This window comes from Nonomuraea spiralis (genome assembly GCF_014648435.1).
In the GTDB taxonomy this organism is placed as follows: domain Bacteria; phylum Actinomycetota; class Actinomycetes; order Streptosporangiales; family Streptosporangiaceae; genus Nonomuraea; species Nonomuraea spiralis.
Genome location: NZ_BMRC01000001.1, coordinates 679,859 through 694,858, shown reverse-complemented (window position 1 = coordinate 694,858; position 15,000 = coordinate 679,859). Strand labels below are relative to the sequence as shown.

Below are 15,000 nucleotides of genomic sequence, written 5' to 3'. Positions count from 1 at the left end.
ACGCCGTGGACGCGTCGAACACCGGAGAACCGCAGCACATCGGGGAATACTGGCTGGCCGGCCGGCTCGGCTCAGGCGGCCAAGGCGTGGTGTACGACGCCTACGACCGCGAAGGCCGCCGGGTCGCGCTCAAGGTCCTCCACATGGCCGACAACCAGGCGAGCCGCGAACGGTTCGCCAAGGAGGCGACGGCGGCCGGGCGGGTGGCCTCGTTCTGCACCGCCCGGGTGCTGGCCAGCGACCTGTCGGGCAGCCGGCCGTACATCGTCAGCGAGTACGTGCCGGGGCCCAGCCTGCGCCGGGCGGTCGAGCAGGGGCGCAGGTTCGCCGGGGACGACCTCCACCGGCTGGCCACGGCGATCGCCACCGCGCTGACCGCCGTGCACGACGCGGGCGTGATCCACCGGGACCTCAAGCCGGACAACGTGCTGCTCGGCGCCGACGGCCCGCGAGTGATCGACTTCGGCATCGCGCGTACCGAGGACATGTCGCTGACCAGGACCGGCGAGGTGGCCGGCACGCCGACGTACATGGCGCCCGAGGTGTTCACCGGGCAGCGGGCGGGCGCGCCCGCCGACGTGTTCGCCTGGGGCGCGATCGTGGTGTTCGCCGCCACGGGCGAGGACCCGTTCCGCGCCGACAACCTCGGCGGGGTCATGCACCGGGTGTTGTCGATGCACCCCGACCTGAGCGCGCTGCCGCCGCGCCTGGCCTCGCTGGTCTCGGCCGCGCTGGAGAAGGACCCGGCGGCCCGTCCCACCGCCCGCGACCTGCTGCTCGCCCTGGTCAGCGGCAACGACCCCGACCTCCGCGGGCTGCTGACGGCGGGCAGCCGCGCCGCCAGGGGCGTGCACGTGCCCGACCGGGCCGACCCGGCGCTCGGCACGATCGCCGAGGACGCCTACGGCGCGCTCGCCCCCGAGGAGCGGGAGCTGGCCGCAGAGGTGTTCCTGCGCCTGGTGACGGTCACCGACGACGGGCACGAGACCGCACGCTGGGCGCTGAAGCAGGACCTGCTGGCCGGCCGCTCGGAGCGGGAGACCCGGGCCATCGAACGCATCCTCCAGGTGTTCTCCTACCTGGTGACGCAGAAGGACGACGCGGTGGCGCTGTCGCGTCCCGCGCTGCTGCGCGCCTGGCCGCGGCTGCGGGTCTGGGTGGACGACGACCGCGACGGGCTCGCCGTGTTCAGCCAGCTCAGCGACGCCGCCCGCCAGTGGGCCGACCACGGCCACAAGGACGGCGACCTGCTCCAGGGCAGCCGCCTGGACCAGGCGCTCACCTGGGCCGCCACCGGCCGCAGGCACATCACCCTGACCCCGCTCGAACGCGACTTCCTGGCTGCGGGCACCGGCCTGGCCCGGCGGCGGGTGCGCCGCCGGCGGCTGACCACGGCGGCGCTGGCCGTGCTGCTGGTGGTGGCGCTGGCGGCCGGCGGCCTGGCCGTGCTGCGCGGACAGCAGGTGGCCGAACAGAGCCGCCTGGTCGGCCTGCAACGCGACCAGGCGGTCGGCCGGCAGGTCGCGGCCGAGGCCGACCGGCTGCGTACGACCGACCCGGCCAAGGCGATGTTGCTCAGCGTGGCCGGGTGGCGGCTGGCGCCCGGCCCCGACACCCGGCGCAGCCTGACGACCTCGCTGACGATGCCGGAGAGCGCGGTCTTCCGCGACCCCGGGGCCAAGGGCGTCTCCGCCGCGGCCTCGGCGGCCGGCGGCCGGGTCCGGGCGATCGCCGGCGAGGACGGCGTACGCGTCTACGACGTGCGCGCCGACCGGCAGACCACGTTCTGGCGGTGGCCCGACGGCCTGGACGCGCTGCCGACCGCGGCGGCGCTCAGCCCGAGCGGGAAGACCCTCGTGGTCGTGAGCAGGAGCATGGCCTACGCCTGGGACACCAAGACCGGCACGAAACTGCGCGAGCACCACGTCGGCGAGGGCAGCCCCGGCGTGCACGTCGCCTTCGACGGCAACGAGAACCTGGCCGCGGTGATGCGGGAGAGCTCCCTGGAGTTCCTGTGGGACACCAGGACCGGCGCGTCCTACACCCCTGAGCTGGAGGCGGACCAGGCTCCGGCGATCGCGCCCTCCGGCGCCTACATCGCGGGCGTCGGGCCCAACCAGGGCGGGCTGAAGGTGATCCGCCTTCCCGGTCTCACCGTCGACACCCGGATGCCGAAGGCGTGCGGGTCGGTGGTGGCGTTCACGCCGGACAGCAGGAGGCTGCTGTGCGCGAACGGCGACGTCACGGTCTGGGACCTGGCCACCGCCAGGAAGGCGCCCGACGAGGAGCGGCCGTTCTGGCAGGAGTCGGCCACGGGCGACCTGCCCGGCGGGCGGCTGCGGCTCAGTGCCGACGGCCGCCGGCTGCTGGCCGTCGAGGGCCGTACGCTGCACCTGTGGGACGCCGCCGACGGCGACGAGCTGGCCGTCTACCAGGCGGAGGGCGAGCCAGAGGAGGTCTGGCTGCAACCCGACGGCCACACCGTCCGCTACCTGCTCGACAGCTCGACCATCACCGCCGATCTCGCCTCCCGCCTCACCTCCGCGAAACTTCCGCAGGGGTACGACGTCGGCGCGTTCAGCCAGGACGGCCGCCTGGCCGCCGTGACGCGGGACGCCGCGCCGATCCGCGTATGGGACACCCGCCGCCTGAGTGTCCCGATGACCGGCAGCGAGGGCGCCGTCGGGGAGCTGTTCGACCCCGCGGGCACGCGGCTGACCGCCGACGCCCAGGACTCCTCGGTCGGCCTCTGGGACGTGGCCACCGGCCGCCGGCTGTGGCGCCACCCCCTCCCGAGGACGCAGTTCGTGTTGTCGAAGGCGTTCACCCCCGACGGCGGGCGGCTGGTGCTCTCGCTCAAGGAACAGAGCGAGCGGGACGCGCGCAACGAGCTCGTCGTCCTCGCCGCCGACACCGGCCGGGTGCTGGCCCGGCACCCCCTCGCCACGGCGACCAGCACCATCGTCCCCACCCGCGACGGCAAACGGCTGGTCACCAGCGCCGGCACGATCTACGACCTGGCCACCGGCCGGGCCGCCGGCTCCGGGTTCAACCGGTCGGGCGAGGCCATCGCGGTCAGCCCCGCCGCGCCGCTGCTCGCCCTCGGCTCCGGCACGGTCGAGCTGTGGGACGTCGCCAAGGGCGCCGAGCTGCCGCCCGCGATGCGCGTGGCGAGCCGGGCCCAGGTGGAGAGCGTGCTGTTCAGCCACGACGGCTCCCTGCTCGCGCTGATCGGCAGGTCCATCGGGGAGACGTTCAACGACGTCTACACCGTCCAGGTCTGGGACGTCGGCTCACGCGAGCGGATCGGCTCCTTCCCCATCGACATCCTCGACCAGCTCGCCTTCAGCGCCGACGACCAGACCCTGTACGTCGCGGGCAACTCCTCGGCGGCGATCATCCGCGTGCCGGTCGGCGCCGAGGCCGTGGCCCGGCTGGTGTGCGAGCGCGCGGGCCGGACGATGGACGCGCGCGAGTGGGACCAGTACCTCAAGGGTGTGGCCTACCGCGACGTCTGCTCCGCCGCGCGGCCCTGACGCTCACGACGCGGCCGGTCGTCCGGGGGCGCGACCCTCAGCGGCACGCGCAGCGTCAGCATGGCGACGTCGTCGTCGTTGTCGGCCGGGCGCACCCGTTCCAGCAGCAGGTCGCCGAGCGCGTTCAGCGGCCGGTGGGTGTGGGAGGCGGCGTACCGGCTCAGGCGGGCCAGCCCGTCGTCCAGGGAATGCCCGGGGGACTCGATCAGGCCGTCGGTGTAGAGCACGAGGGTGGACCCCGGCGGCAGCTCGACGACGGCGTCGGCACGGTCGGCGCGGATGCCGGTGCCCAGCAGGAGGCCCTGCCCGCCGTCCAGGAAGCGGGTGCGCCCGTCGCGCTCCACCAGCAGCGGCGGCGGATGGCCCGCGTTGCTCCAGCACAGCAGCCAGCGGCCGTCCTCGGTGTGCTCCAGCCGGGCGAGGACGACGGTGGCCATGGTGGCCTGCGCCATGCGCACCACCGCCCGGTCCAGCCGGTCGAGTACGGCGCTGGGCAGCTCCCGCTCGGCCCCGGCGTACGCGCGCAACATGTTGCAGACCTGGGCCATCCCGGCGGCGGCCTCCAGGTCGTGGCCCACCACGTCGCCGATCACCAGGGCGGTGGCGCCGTCGGGCAGGGTGAAGGCGTCGTACCAGTCGCCGCCGACCTGGGAGGCCCGGGGCGCGGGCACGTAGCAGGCGCTCATCTCCAGGCCGGGCACGGAGGGCAGGCGCGGCAGCAGGTGGCGCTGCATGGTCTCGGCGACGTGGCGCTGCCGCTCGTACAGGCGGGCGTTGTCCAGCGCGAGGCCGGCGCGGCGGGCGATGTCCTCGACCAGCAGCAGGTCGGCCGTGGTGAACGCGCCGGGCCGCTCGGCGCGTCCCAAGGTCAGCGCCCCGAGCACCTCGCGCACACCGCGGATGGGGGCGATGCCGGCCGAGTGCATGCCGGTCTCGCGGAACAACTCCTGCTGGAACACCGCGATGCCGGAGTCGGGGGCGCCCTGGTAGGTCTCCGGCCCGGTCAGCGTCGCCGTGACCCCGCGCAGGGCCCGCGACAGCGGCATCGGCGACTCCTCGGGCACCGCCGGCATCGGCCCCTCCAGCTCCTCGTGGTGCACCAGGACGCCGTTCTCGTGGTGCACGACGGCGGCGCGCGACACGCCGCCGTGCTCGGTGAGCAGGTCCACCACCACCCAGTCGGCGAGCAGCGGCACCACCAGGCGGACGAGCTGGCGCAGCGTCTCGTCCACGTCGAGGCTGGAGGTGAGTGTCGTGGTGGTCTCGGCCAGCAGGGCGAGCCGGTCGAGCTGGGACATCGACGACGTGCCGTCGCCCGGCTCGACCGCCTGCGCGCCGGGCTCGTCGCCGTCGTGGAAGAGCACCAGTGCCCCGGACCTGCCGTCTTCGAGGTCGCAGGGGGTGACCAGCCAGGAGGTCGGCAGCAGGGAGCCGTCGCCGCGCGCCAGCCACTCCCGGTGACCCTGGGAGGTGCCGCCGGTGAGCAGCGGCCGGCGCATCGCGCACCGGCTGCGCGGCAGCGTCTCGCCGTACCGGCCGCGGTGGAGCAGGTCGTGGGCGTCCTGGCCGAGAAGTTCGGCGGCGGTCCTGCGCAGCAACTGCTCGGCGCGCGGGGTGACCTCGACGATCCGGCCGCCGTCGTCCACGACGTACGCGCCCGCGTGGGTCAGGTCGCGCAGCCGGCGGGGGCTTGCATCGTCCGCCTGGTGCGGCCCGGCGTCTTGCTTGGGCACGTCCATGGTGTTCGCTCCTTCCGTCCACCTCCTACCCGTCGGCCTGTTTGGTCACCTTTCAGCCGCTGGGGTGCTGACAGTACGGCCGACCGTTCCGGGGGCCGGTCGGCGTGAGCGGTCCGGTCACACCGCCTGATCGGCGTGGCGGCGCCAGTCGGACGCCGACAGCCGGTACAGCACGTGCCTGCGCAGCCGGTGGCCCGGCGGCAGGACGGGGTGGTCGAAGTCGCCGGCCGCGTCGTGCGTCATGCCGAGCCGGCGCATGACCGCGCTGGAACGCAGGTTCACCGTCGCGGTGAAGGAGACCACCTCGTCCAGGCCCAGCCGGTCGAAGGCGTGGCCGAGCGCGGCCCCGGCGGCCTCGGTCGCGTACCCGTGGCCCCAGGCGGCGCGGCGCAGCCGCCAGGCGATCTCCACCGCGGGCATGAACGCCGCCTCGAACACCGGCCGGTGCAGGCCGGTGAAGCCGATGAACTCGCCGGTGGCCGTGACCTCCAGCGCCCAGCGGCCCCACCCCTGCCGCGAGATCAGCTCGTCGCTCGCCGCCGCGAACGCGTCGCTCTCCTGCCGGGTGAGCGTGGCGGGGAAGTGCTCCATGACCTGCGGGTCGGCGTTGAGCTCGGCGAAGGGCGCCAGGTCGGACGGCTGCCAGGGCCTGAGCGTCAGCCGTTCGGTACGCAGGACGATTGGGGATGCGTCGGTGTTCACCGGCAGATCCTACGGCCAGTCCGGACATGACCGGTGATCACCAGTGGATCACAAGGCCTCCCCGGTAGACCAGGGCGGGTGAACGACGATCTTCATCCGCTCAGCCGCCGGGAAGGCCCGACCGAGGCGGACGAGCCGTCCGAGCCCGAGCGGCCGCTGATCCCCCTCGACGCCTCGTTGCCGGACGTGTGCGCGAGCCGACCGGCCTGCCTGGCTCGGCACGTCCGGTCGGAGGGCGGGATGAGCCGGCTGCTGCGTGGCCTGGCCGTCGAGTGGGGACTGTACGGGCTGGTGTGGGCGGCCGGGATCTGGCTGCTGGGACCGTACGCGCTCGCGATCGCGACGGCTCTGACGCTGCCGCCCGTACTGGTGTCCCTCGTCCTGCACCGGAGGTGGGGACACCGGGGACGGTGCTGGGTTCTGCGGTCGCTGGACCCGGACACGATCGTCATGGTCCTGGCGCGCCTGCTCGCCCCGTTCCGGTGGCTCGAACCGGCCTTCTGGGTGGTGGTCTGGCCCTTCCGCCGGGTCCTGCGGTTCTTCGCCTGGATCGGGCGGCTTCTGTCCGCGCTGGGCGATCTGTAGTGGTCGCGTCCACGGGCGGCCCTCACGGCGAGAGCCGCGCGCGGTCGCTGCCGCCGTCCGACAGGAACGACGCCAGCGCCCCTCCCTCCTCGGCCACGGCTGCGCGCTCGGCCCCGGACAGACGGCGCAGCGGGGTGACAAGCACGGTGTCGTCCTCGACGGTCCAGGTGGCCGAGACGCGGCCGTCGACCAGGACCACCCGGGCGCCGGCTACCGACAGGCCGCGGTGGGCGTCGTCGATGATCCGGCCGCGGTCGTGGTAGCCGAGGATGGCGTTGTCGAACGCCGGCAGGAACCGTACCGGGGCGGGCGTTCCGGGGTCGGGACGCGGCGCGTCCGGCAGGTCCAGCAGCTCCCGGCCGCGCTCGTCGCGGAAGGCGACCAGCTCCTCGCGTACCGCGGCCACGGCCGCCGGCAGCCCGGCCAGCCCGCTCCAGGCGCGCAGGTCGGCGGTGGCGGCGGGGCCGAACGCCGCCAGGTAACGCCGTACGAGAGTCTGCCCCACGGGATCGCGGCCGTCGGCGGCCGGCGGGTCGATCTCGCGCCCCAGCCAGGACGACAGCGGGACGTTGCGCACCCCCGCCTTCGTCCGCCACAACCCGCGCGGCGGCAACTGCGCCATCGGGACGAGCGCCGCGACCAGCATCTCGCCCAGCGCCCGCGGCCCCGGCGCGGGCCAGCGCCCGGCCACCTCCCGCGCGAGCTGCGACATCGAACGCGGCTCGCCGTCGGCCAGCACCGCCCGGCCCGCCGCCGCGAGCTCGTCCAGGTCCACCCCGGCCAGCTCGCGGCGGTAGACGCCGAGCACCCGCTGGCGCAACATCGCGTCGTGGCGGGCCCGCCAGGCCAGGACGTCGGCGGCGGCGACCAGGTGCACGGTACGGCGCATCAGATGGGTGCGCACCACGCCCCGGCCGACCAGCAGGTCCGACAGCGCCGCCGGATCGAAGCCGCGCAACCGCGACCACAACCCGGCGAACGGTTCCTGCGGCTCCTGCGCCTGAAGGCCGCACAGGTGCGCGACGGCGTCCAGGACCGGCATCTCCGCCCGGTCGAGCAGCAGCTGGCGGGCGAGCGTGGCGCGGTTGAGCGCCCTGACACCGAGTACGGTCATCGGCGCACGCCTCCGGACGAGCACATGTTCACCTCCGCGGTCCTTCTGCCGGGCCGTCAGGCCGCGTCGGTGGTCGTGTCGGCGTCGTTGGCGTTGTCGTCGTTGGCGTTGGCCGCGTCGTCGTCGGCGGTGGTGGCGGCGAGTTCCACGATCCAGGTCACGCCGAACCGGTCCGTCACCGTGCCGTGGAGCGGCGCCCACTGCGCGGGCCCCAGCGCCCGCACCACGCTCGCGCCCTCGCACAGGTTGTTCCAGTACGTGGTGACCTCCTCGGCCGTGCCCGCCGTGAGCGACACGAAGAACGCGTTCTCACCCCGGTCCCACGGCAGGCGGGCGGACACGTCATAGGCCATCACAACATCGACGGACATGACAGCTCCTTGCTGATCGCGTTCATGGTGGTCCGGCCGGGTTTGGCGGTTTCGTCCCGCCCCCCGGCGCCGGTGCCCATGGTGGCAAGGGAAGCGGTCAGGTTGTGGCCTCTTCTTACGGCACCATGGAGAACATGCAGAAGACCTCGGCACGCCTGCTGGCCCTGCTCTCGCTGCTCCAGATGCGCCGCGACTGGCCGGGGGCGCTGCTGGCCGAGCGGCTGGAGGTCAGCCCGCGCACCGTACGCCGGGACGTCGACCGCCTGCGCGAGCTCGGCTACCCCATCACGGCGATCAAGGGCCCCGACGGCGGCTACCGGCTCGACGCCGGCACCGAGCTGCCGCCGCTGCTGTTCGACGACGAGCAGGCCGTCGCGCTGGCCATCGCGCTCCAGCTCGCCACCACCGCCGGCGCCGGCATCGAGGAGGCCGCGGCACGCGCGCTCACCACAGTCCGCCAGGTCATGCCCGCACGCCTGCGCCACCGCATCGACACCCTCCGGATCACCGCCGTAGAACGGGCGGGCGTACGGCCGGAGCCGCAGGTCGGCAGCGGGGTGCTCATGGCGCTCAGCGCCGCCGTCCACGCCCGGGAGGTGCTGCGCCTCGACTACCCCTCAGAGACGGACGACGTCGGCACGCCCGCCCCGCCGCGCCGGGTGGAGCCCCACCACCTCGTCACCTGGGGCGGCCGCTGGTACCTCGTCGCCTGGGACCTCGACCGCGCCGACTGGCGCACCTTCCGCGCCGACCGCGTCACCCCGCGCACCCCCACGGGCCCCCGCTTCACCCCGCGCGACCTGCCCGGCGGCGACGTGGCCGCCTTCGTGACCGCCCGCTTCCGCGGCTCGGACGACGCGGGCGGCTGGCCCTGCCGCGGAGAGGTGCTCCTCGGCCTGCCCGCCGCGGTCGTGTCCCGGTACGCGCGCGACGCGGTCGTGGAGGAGGCGGGGCCGGGGCGGTGCCGGGTGGTCATGGGGTCGTGGTCGTGGCTGGGACTGGCGTCCGCGCTCGGCAGGTACGACGCCGACATCGAGGTCATCGGCCCTCCCGAACTCAGAACCGCCTTCGCGCACCTGGCCACCCGCTGCACCACCGCCGCCTCCTCATGACCACCCCCTCGCGGGCCCGGGGCTTTCTGGTCGTCCCGGGCCGTGCGGGGTGGGTCAGGTGTTCGGGAGGCGTGCGACGTCGGAGACCGGCCCGAGGTGGCGGAGCTTGTCGGGGTTGACCACCGAGTGGACCGCCTGGACCACGCCGTCGGCGACGTCGAGCTCGACGACGGCCGCCACCCGCCCTTCGGCGTCGTACATGACGGCGCCCGGCCCTCCGTTGACCCAGGCGGTCCGGACCGAGACGCCCAGCTTCAGAACCCGGCGCAACCCCGCGACGAGCAGCTTGCCCACGCGCGGCGCCCCGGCCGCCGGTCGCCCGATCGCCTGCGCCTTGCCGCCGCCGTCCCCGCGCAGCACCACGTCGGGCGCGAGCATGCCGAGCAGCGCGTCCATGTCACCGCCCTCGGCGGCCTCGAAGAACCTGCGGGCCAGCTCCTCGCCCTCCGCCCGCCGCGCCGAGGACGGCGCGCCGCCGCGTGCCTGCCTCCCCGTCGCGATCCGCTGCCTGGCGCGGGCGAGGATCTGCCTGCAGTTCACCTCGGACTTGCCGGTGATCCTCGCGACGTCCTGGTAGCCGTACCCGAACACCTCGCGCAGCATGAGCACCGCCCGCTCCACCGGCGAGAGCGACTCCAGCAGCACGAGGAACGCCATCGACAGCGAGTCGGCCAGCTCGGCGTGCTCGGCCGGCCCCGGCTCGCCGGCGTGCGCGACGACCGGCTCGGGCAACCAATCTCCCACGTACGTCTCCCGTCGCACCCGCGCCGAGCGCAGGTGGTCGATGCCGAGCCGCGTCACCGTGGTCGTCAGGTACGCCTTCGGGTCGGTGATCGCGGTGCCCGCGTTGCGCGCCCGGGTCATGCCGAGGAAGGCGTCCTGGACGATGTCCTCGGCGTCGCCCACGGATCCGGTCATCCCGTAGGCGATGGAGAACAGCAGCGGCCGGTACCCGGTCACGCCCTGTTCCTCCGTCGCGTTCGGGGAAGCTGTCTCATCGGCTCGCGTACCGCGGCTCATCTTCTCGGCCTTCTCGCTCGGGGCTTCTTCCGTACGACGTCCAGCAGGCTGATCGAGCAGCCCAGCCGGTCGTCCCGCCCGGCGCGACGGGCCGCCCCTCGGGCATCCACCTCCCGGACCGGGTGTGCCCGCCACGGGCCGGCCCATCGGTGGGGAGCGGGCGGGGTGGGGGTGAGGCCGTCACCATGCGACTCGGCCCAGGCGGTCGATGAAGGTTCCGGTGGGGCCGGAGGGGGTGAGGGTCGCGAGTTCGATGATCGGGTCGGTGCCCTCGGTGACCGTCAGCTGGCCGGTGTGGTGGTTCATGTCGGTGGCGGTGAACTTGTGGTTGGCGGTCTCGCCGGGCGTGACGGCGTTGAACTTGATGTGGGGGAGCGCCTGGGCGTACCGGACGGTGATCATGTTCAGGGCGGCCTTCGAGGAACTGTAGGCGAGCTCGTGCATCTTCGAGACGGGCTGGTCCGGGTCCGTCACGACGGCGAACGAGCCGCCGCCGCTGGACACCATCACCACTCGCGGATTCTCCGCCGCCTCCAGCAGGGGCAGGAACGCGTGCGTGACCCTGATCGGCCCGTAGACGTTGGTGTCGTAGACCGCGTGGATCTCGTCGGCCGTCGCCTCGGCGGGTGGGACGATGTTGCCCGGCGCCCCGGCGTTGTTGATCAGTACGTCCAGGCGGCCGGTGTGCTCGCGGACGAGCCGTACGGCTCGGGTCACCGACTCGTCGGAGGTCACGTCCAGAGGGATCATGATCACGTTGGCGCCGCCCTCGGTCAGTTCGGCCGCTGCCACGCGCCCTCGGGCCTCGCCGCGCGAGCCGAGGAAGATCGTCCAGCCGAGTTCGCCGAGCCGCCGGGCGGCTTCGAGGCCGAGGCCCTTGTTGGCTCCGGTGATCAGCGCTGTGGTGGGTTCCGTGTTCGTCATGCGCTCTAAGACGGAGGACCCCGCCCACCCGTGACAGCTTGTGACCGACCTCACACGCCGTCCACGTGACCTTCAATTTTCGGATTTGAATTTCCAGAAATTAGAAAATGTTAGAGTGTCGCCGTGACTGCGGAGGCGGGCGCGGTGACGCCTTGTAAGCATTGCGGAGCTCCCGTCGAACAACGGGCGGGGAGAGGGCGGCCCAGGTCGTACTGTCCGGAGAAGGGTTGCCAGGCCGCCGCCAAGCGCGAGCGCGAGCTGCGGCGGGCCACCCCCGGGCTGGAAGGGGCGCTGGCCAGGGCCGAGCAGCTGTACGACCGGATGGAGAGCGGCCTCGTCGCCGCCATCGAGCCGCTGGCCAAGGCCCTGGCCGACGAGCTGAGCCCGGCCGGGGTCGAGGCCAAGATCAGCTCCATCCAGGCCGAGGCGCACACCCGCGTGGCGATCGCCAGGACCGAGCGCGAGCAGGCCTTCGAGCAGGTACGCCTGGCCCGCGAGGCCACCGAGCACGCCCGGCGGCAGACCGCCGAGATGCGTACGCGGCTGGAGGAGGCCGAGCACGAACGGGAGACCGCGCTGCAGGACGCCGAACGCGCCCGCGAGCAGGCGCTGGCCGCGTTGCGCGAGGCCGCGAGCACCGAACGGCAGGCGTTGCAGACCGCGGAGAAGGCGGTCCGGCGGGCCGAGCTGGCCGAACGGCGGGTGAAGGAGACCTCGCGACAGGCCGAGCTGACCGAGCAGACCAGGGATCAGGTCGTTCAGGAGCTGGCCGAACAGGTGGAGTCGGCCGAGGGGCGGGCTGAGGAGGAACGGGCGCGGGCCGTACAGGCCGGGTCGGAGGCCGGCCGGGCACGGGAGGAGAGAGACCGGGCCCGGGAGGAGACGGCGGCGGCCACGCGGGCGCGTGAACTGGCCGAACGTGCGGTGATCGCCGCCGATGCCCGGGAGGAGGCGGCCACGCGGGAGCGGGAGCGCGCTGTGGAACGCGCCGAACGCGCCGAGCGGGCCGCCGCCGAGGCGGAGCGGGATCGGGCGGTCACGCAGCGGGAGGCCGCACAGGCGGCGGGCGAGGCGGGCGACCTGGCCGCGAAGCTGGCGGCGTCGGAGCGGGAGGCCGCCGCGGCGCTGGCCAAGGAGCACAAGCAGTACACGCGGGAGAAGGCGCGGGCCGCCGCGGCGGTCAAGGAACGCGATCAGCTGCTGGGGGAGTTGCGGCTGGAGCGGATGCGGCTGGCCGACGTACGGGCCGAGCTGGAAGCAGCCCGTACGGAGGCCGCCCGGCTGCGGGAACGAGCCGTCGCGGCCGAACTGCGGTCGGCCCAAGGAGGCTGACACCTGCCGGGCAGGTAAGCGCCGGGCATGTGTCGATCCGGCGGCCTGCCTCGGTGGGTACGGCCTGCCTCGGCGTGATCCGGCTGGGCGGCGAGACGCGTTTTCGGCGGCGGATGGCCTCAGCGCGCGCCCCCCGGCACGTGGCGGTCAGGGGTGGGCGGAACGTTCTTGGGTGGGGTCGAGGGCTCGCAGGATGCGCGTGGCGATCGCGCCGAGCTGTTGTTGCTGGGTCTTGGTCAGCGGGTCGATGACCAGGCGGCGGACCTCGGCGACGTGCATGGGCGCGGCCTCGGTGACGACGGCCATGCCCTCCTCGGTGAGGGCGGCCAGGGTCGTACGGCCGCTGGCGGGATCGGGGGAACGGGTCACCCAGCCGCGTTTCTCCAGCCGGGCGACCACGTTCGACAGCCGGGACAGCGACGCGCCCGCGTACTCGGCGAGCAGGCTCATCCGCATCGTCCGGTCCGGCGCCATCGACAACGCCGACAGCACCATGTACTCGAACTGGCTGATCCCGGTGTCCCGTTGCATCTGGGTGTCCAGTGCGGCGGGCAGCCGGTTGAGCAGCAGCGCCAGCGCGTACCAGCTCTGCCGCTCCTCGTCGTCGAGCCAGTTCGGCTCCCCGGGGTCTCCCACACCCCCACCATACTTCAAGCTTGAACCTATTCGAGCACTGCCGTCAGCGCGGCCGGTCTGCTCGTTCCCGTATGGGATGCTTCAGGCCATGAAAATAAGGAACGGGCGAATTGACGACATTGTCCCCATTGTTGCCCTGCACGTGAGCAGTTGGCGTACGGCGTACGCGGGGATCATGCCCGACACCTTCCTGAACGGCCCGCTGGACGACGACCGGCTGGCGTTGTGGCGGGAACGGCTGGCCTCGCCCGTGCCGGGATCGGGGTTGTTCGTCGCCCATGACGGTGACGGGGAACTGGCCGGCTTCGTCTACCTGCTTCCGGCCGACGGCGGGCGGATCCTGCTCGACAACCTCCACGTACGGCCGGGCAGCACCGGCTCAGGCGTCGGAACGCACCTGCTGCGGCGAGGGCTGGCGTGGGTGGCCGACGAGCATCCCGGCCGGGAGGTCTATCTGGAGGTGCTCAGCGCGAACACCCGCGCCATCGCCTTCTACGAACGACACGGCGCACACCGCACCGACGAACGCATGTGCCGCTTCGAGCAGGGATTCGAACTGCCCGAGTTCGAGTACGCCTGGCCGGTGAACTGATCGGCCGGACGTGCTCGCGACGGAGGCGCGGCACCTGCGCCGGTGCCCGTCACACGGGCGCGACCAGCTCCCTGGCGCGCCCGCCGTACGCCGTCGTGGCCGCGATCACTTCACCGGCGCGCCCGCCGTACGCCGCCCTGGCCGCGATCACGTCACCGGCGTGCCAGTCCCCTCCGATCGCAAGGCGGTCAGCGGAGGGGGCGGAAGAAGGTTCTGATGTCCTCGATCAGCAGGTCAGGGGCCTCCATCGCGGCGAAGTGGCCGCCGCGGTCGAACTCCGACCAGTGCACGACGTTGTGCTCGCGCTCGGCGATCCGCCGGACCCCCGCGTCGCCGGGGAAGACGGCGACGCCGTGCGGCACCCCTGAGTACTCGGCCGCGGCGCCCCACCCCTTCTGCCCCTCCTTGTAGAGGCGGGCGGCCGAGGCGGCGGTCTCGGTGAACCAGTAGACGCTCACGTCGGTGAGCAGCTGGTCGAGGTCCACGGCGTCCTCGGGCAGCTCGCGGGCCGGGTCGGTCCATTCCTTGAACTTCTCCACGATCCACGCCAGCTGCGCCGCCGGCGAGTCGTGCAGCCCGAACGCGAGGGTCTGCGGCCGGGTCGCCTGGATGATCGCGTAACCGGCCCGGTCCTGGTCCTGGTACTGGCCGAGGCGGGCCAGCTCGGCGGGGGCGAGCCCCTCGAACTCGGCCGGGTCGCCGCTGGGGAAGCCGAGCGCGCCGTTGACGTGCACGCCGGCGACATTTCCCGGCGCGGCGCGGCCGAGCATCGGCGAGATCACCGAGCCGCTGTCGCCGCCCTGCGCGCCGTACCGCCGGTAGCCGAGCCGGTCCATCAGCACGGCCCACGCGCGTGCCACCCGCTCCAGGTCCCAGCCGGTCTCGGTGGTCGGGCCGGAGAAGCCGAACCCGGGGATCGAGGGGGCGACGACGTGGAAGGCGTCGGAGGGGTCGCCGCCGTGCGCCGCCGGGTCGGTGAGCGGGCCGATGACGTGCATGAACTCGGCGACCGAGCCGGGCCAGCCGTGCGTGACGATCAGCGGCAGCGCGCCGGGCTCGGGGGAACGGACGTGCAGGAAGTGCACGTTCTGTCCGTCGATGTGGGTGGTGAACTGCGGGAACGCGTTCAGCCGCGCCTCGGCGGCCCGCCAGTCGAACGTGGTGCGCCAGTACTCGGCCAGCCGGCGCGCGTAGCCGACGGGGACGCCGTACGACCAGCCCACGCCGGGCAGCTCGTCCGGCCAGCGGGTCGCCGCCAGCCGACGGCGAAGGTCGTCCAGCCGCGCTTGCGGGACATCGATGCGGAACGGGTGAATGCGCAGGTCGTCGTTCATGCC

The 15,000-nt window shown here is 73.6% G+C and carries 13 protein-coding genes; 5 read left to right on the top strand and 8 right to left on the bottom strand.

The genetic code is table 11. The features are described 5' to 3' along the window. Positions 1-5 precede the first annotated feature (5 nt). Entirely contained in the window at positions 6-3,536 is a 3,531-nt protein-coding gene (locus tag IEZ27_RS03250; RefSeq protein ID WP_189645787.1) for a WD40 repeat domain-containing serine/threonine protein kinase, read from the top strand. Here the strand turns inward: IEZ27_RS03250 and IEZ27_RS03245 are convergent. Next, positions 3,503-5,275: a SpoIIE family protein phosphatase gene (locus IEZ27_RS03245; RefSeq protein ID WP_189645786.1), complete on the bottom strand. Its 1,773-nt coding sequence runs from the start codon at positions 5,273-5,275 to the stop codon at positions 3,503-3,505. The two genes, IEZ27_RS03250 and IEZ27_RS03245, sit on opposite strands and share 34 nt — an antisense overlap. Before the next feature lie 117 nt (positions 5,276-5,392). After that, entirely contained in the window at positions 5,393-5,977 is a 585-nt protein-coding gene (locus IEZ27_RS03240; RefSeq protein ID WP_189645785.1) for a GNAT family N-acetyltransferase, read from the bottom strand. A 78-nt stretch (positions 5,978-6,055) separates the two neighbouring features. On the opposite strand from IEZ27_RS03240, the gene IEZ27_RS03235 reads away from it, so the two are divergent. Next, the gene (locus tag IEZ27_RS03235; protein WP_189645784.1) at positions 6,056-6,562 is read left to right on the top strand and encodes a hypothetical protein; all 507 of its coding nucleotides are present in this window, start codon (positions 6,056-6,058) and stop codon (positions 6,560-6,562) included. A gap of 22 nt (positions 6,563-6,584) precedes the next feature. Here the strand turns inward: IEZ27_RS03235 and IEZ27_RS03230 are convergent, their stop codons facing one another. Further along, positions 6,585-7,676 carry a winged helix DNA-binding domain-containing protein gene (locus IEZ27_RS03230; protein ID WP_189645783.1) on the bottom strand — a complete coding sequence of 364 codons (1,092 nt, stop codon included), beginning with the start codon at positions 7,674-7,676 and terminating at the stop codon, positions 6,585-6,587. Positions 7,677-7,732: 56 nt separating this feature from the next. After that, positions 7,733-8,047, bottom strand: a complete 315-nt coding sequence (locus tag IEZ27_RS03225) for a VOC family protein (RefSeq protein WP_189645782.1) — start codon at positions 8,045-8,047, stop codon at positions 7,733-7,735. A 134-nt stretch (positions 8,048-8,181) separates the two neighbouring features. Between IEZ27_RS03225 and IEZ27_RS03220 the strand changes: the two genes are divergently transcribed. Continuing rightward, positions 8,182-9,159 carry a helix-turn-helix transcriptional regulator gene (locus tag IEZ27_RS03220; protein WP_189645781.1) on the top strand — a complete coding sequence of 326 codons (978 nt, stop codon included), beginning with the start codon at positions 8,182-8,184 and terminating at the stop codon, positions 9,157-9,159. 54 nt (positions 9,160-9,213) lie between these two features. On the opposite strand, the gene IEZ27_RS03215 is transcribed toward IEZ27_RS03220, so the two are convergent. Together IEZ27_RS03215 and IEZ27_RS03210 are read right to left on the bottom strand one after the other, a co-directional pair. Continuing rightward, on the bottom strand, positions 9,214-10,119 hold the full coding sequence (locus IEZ27_RS03215; protein WP_229823160.1) for an RNA polymerase sigma-70 factor: 906 nt from the start codon (positions 10,117-10,119) through the stop codon (positions 9,214-9,216). A gap of 240 nt (positions 10,120-10,359) precedes the next feature. Continuing rightward, positions 10,360-11,103 carry an SDR family NAD(P)-dependent oxidoreductase gene (locus tag IEZ27_RS03210; RefSeq protein ID WP_189645779.1) on the bottom strand — a complete coding sequence of 248 codons (744 nt, stop codon included), beginning with the start codon at positions 11,101-11,103 and terminating at the stop codon, positions 10,360-10,362. 144 nt (positions 11,104-11,247) lie between these two features. On the opposite strand from IEZ27_RS03210, the gene IEZ27_RS03205 reads away from it, so the two are divergent. Further along, positions 11,248-12,435 (top strand): coiled-coil domain-containing protein, encoded by a 1,188-nt coding sequence (locus IEZ27_RS03205; protein ID WP_229823158.1) that lies wholly within the window; start codon positions 11,248-11,250, stop codon positions 12,433-12,435. A 147-nt stretch (positions 12,436-12,582) separates the two neighbouring features. Here IEZ27_RS03205 and IEZ27_RS03200 read toward each other — a convergent pair whose 3' ends face one another. Then, on the bottom strand, positions 12,583-13,071 hold the full coding sequence (locus IEZ27_RS03200) for a MarR family winged helix-turn-helix transcriptional regulator (protein ID WP_189645777.1): 489 nt from the start codon (positions 13,069-13,071) through the stop codon (positions 12,583-12,585). 142 nt (positions 13,072-13,213) lie between these two features. Between IEZ27_RS03200 and IEZ27_RS03195 the strand changes: the two genes are divergently transcribed. Then, complete coding sequence (locus tag IEZ27_RS03195) at positions 13,214-13,663, top strand: GNAT family N-acetyltransferase (protein ID WP_229823157.1); 450 nt, start codon at positions 13,214-13,216, stop codon at positions 13,661-13,663. A gap of 188 nt (positions 13,664-13,851) precedes the next feature. Here IEZ27_RS03195 and IEZ27_RS03190 read toward each other — a convergent pair whose 3' ends face one another. Beyond that, positions 13,852-14,997: an epoxide hydrolase family protein gene (locus IEZ27_RS03190; protein WP_189645775.1), complete on the bottom strand. Its 1,146-nt coding sequence runs from the start codon at positions 14,995-14,997 to the stop codon at positions 13,852-13,854. Positions 14,998-15,000 lie beyond the last annotated feature (3 nt).

Bases quoted from the DNA above. Each gene is read 5' to 3' on its own strand.
- IEZ27_RS03245 (WP_189645786.1), bottom strand. From the start codon at position 5,275: ATGGACGTGCCCAAGCAAGACGCCGGGCCGCACCAGGCGGACGATGCA.
- IEZ27_RS03230 (WP_189645783.1), bottom strand. From the start codon at position 7,676: ATGACCGTACTCGGTGTCAGGGCGCTCAACCGCGCCACGCTCGCCCGC.
- IEZ27_RS03225 (WP_189645782.1), bottom strand. From the start codon at position 8,047: ATGTCCGTCGATGTTGTGATGGCCTATGACGTGTCCGCCCGCCTGCCG.
- IEZ27_RS03220 (WP_189645781.1), top strand. From the start codon at position 8,182: ATGCAGAAGACCTCGGCACGCCTGCTGGCCCTGCTCTCGCTGCTCCAG.
- IEZ27_RS03210 (WP_189645779.1), bottom strand. From the start codon at position 11,103: ATGACGAACACGGAACCCACCACAGCGCTGATCACCGGAGCCAACAAG.
- IEZ27_RS03190 (WP_189645775.1), bottom strand. From the start codon at position 14,997: ATGAACGACGACCTGCGCATTCACCCGTTCCGCATCGATGTCCCGCAA.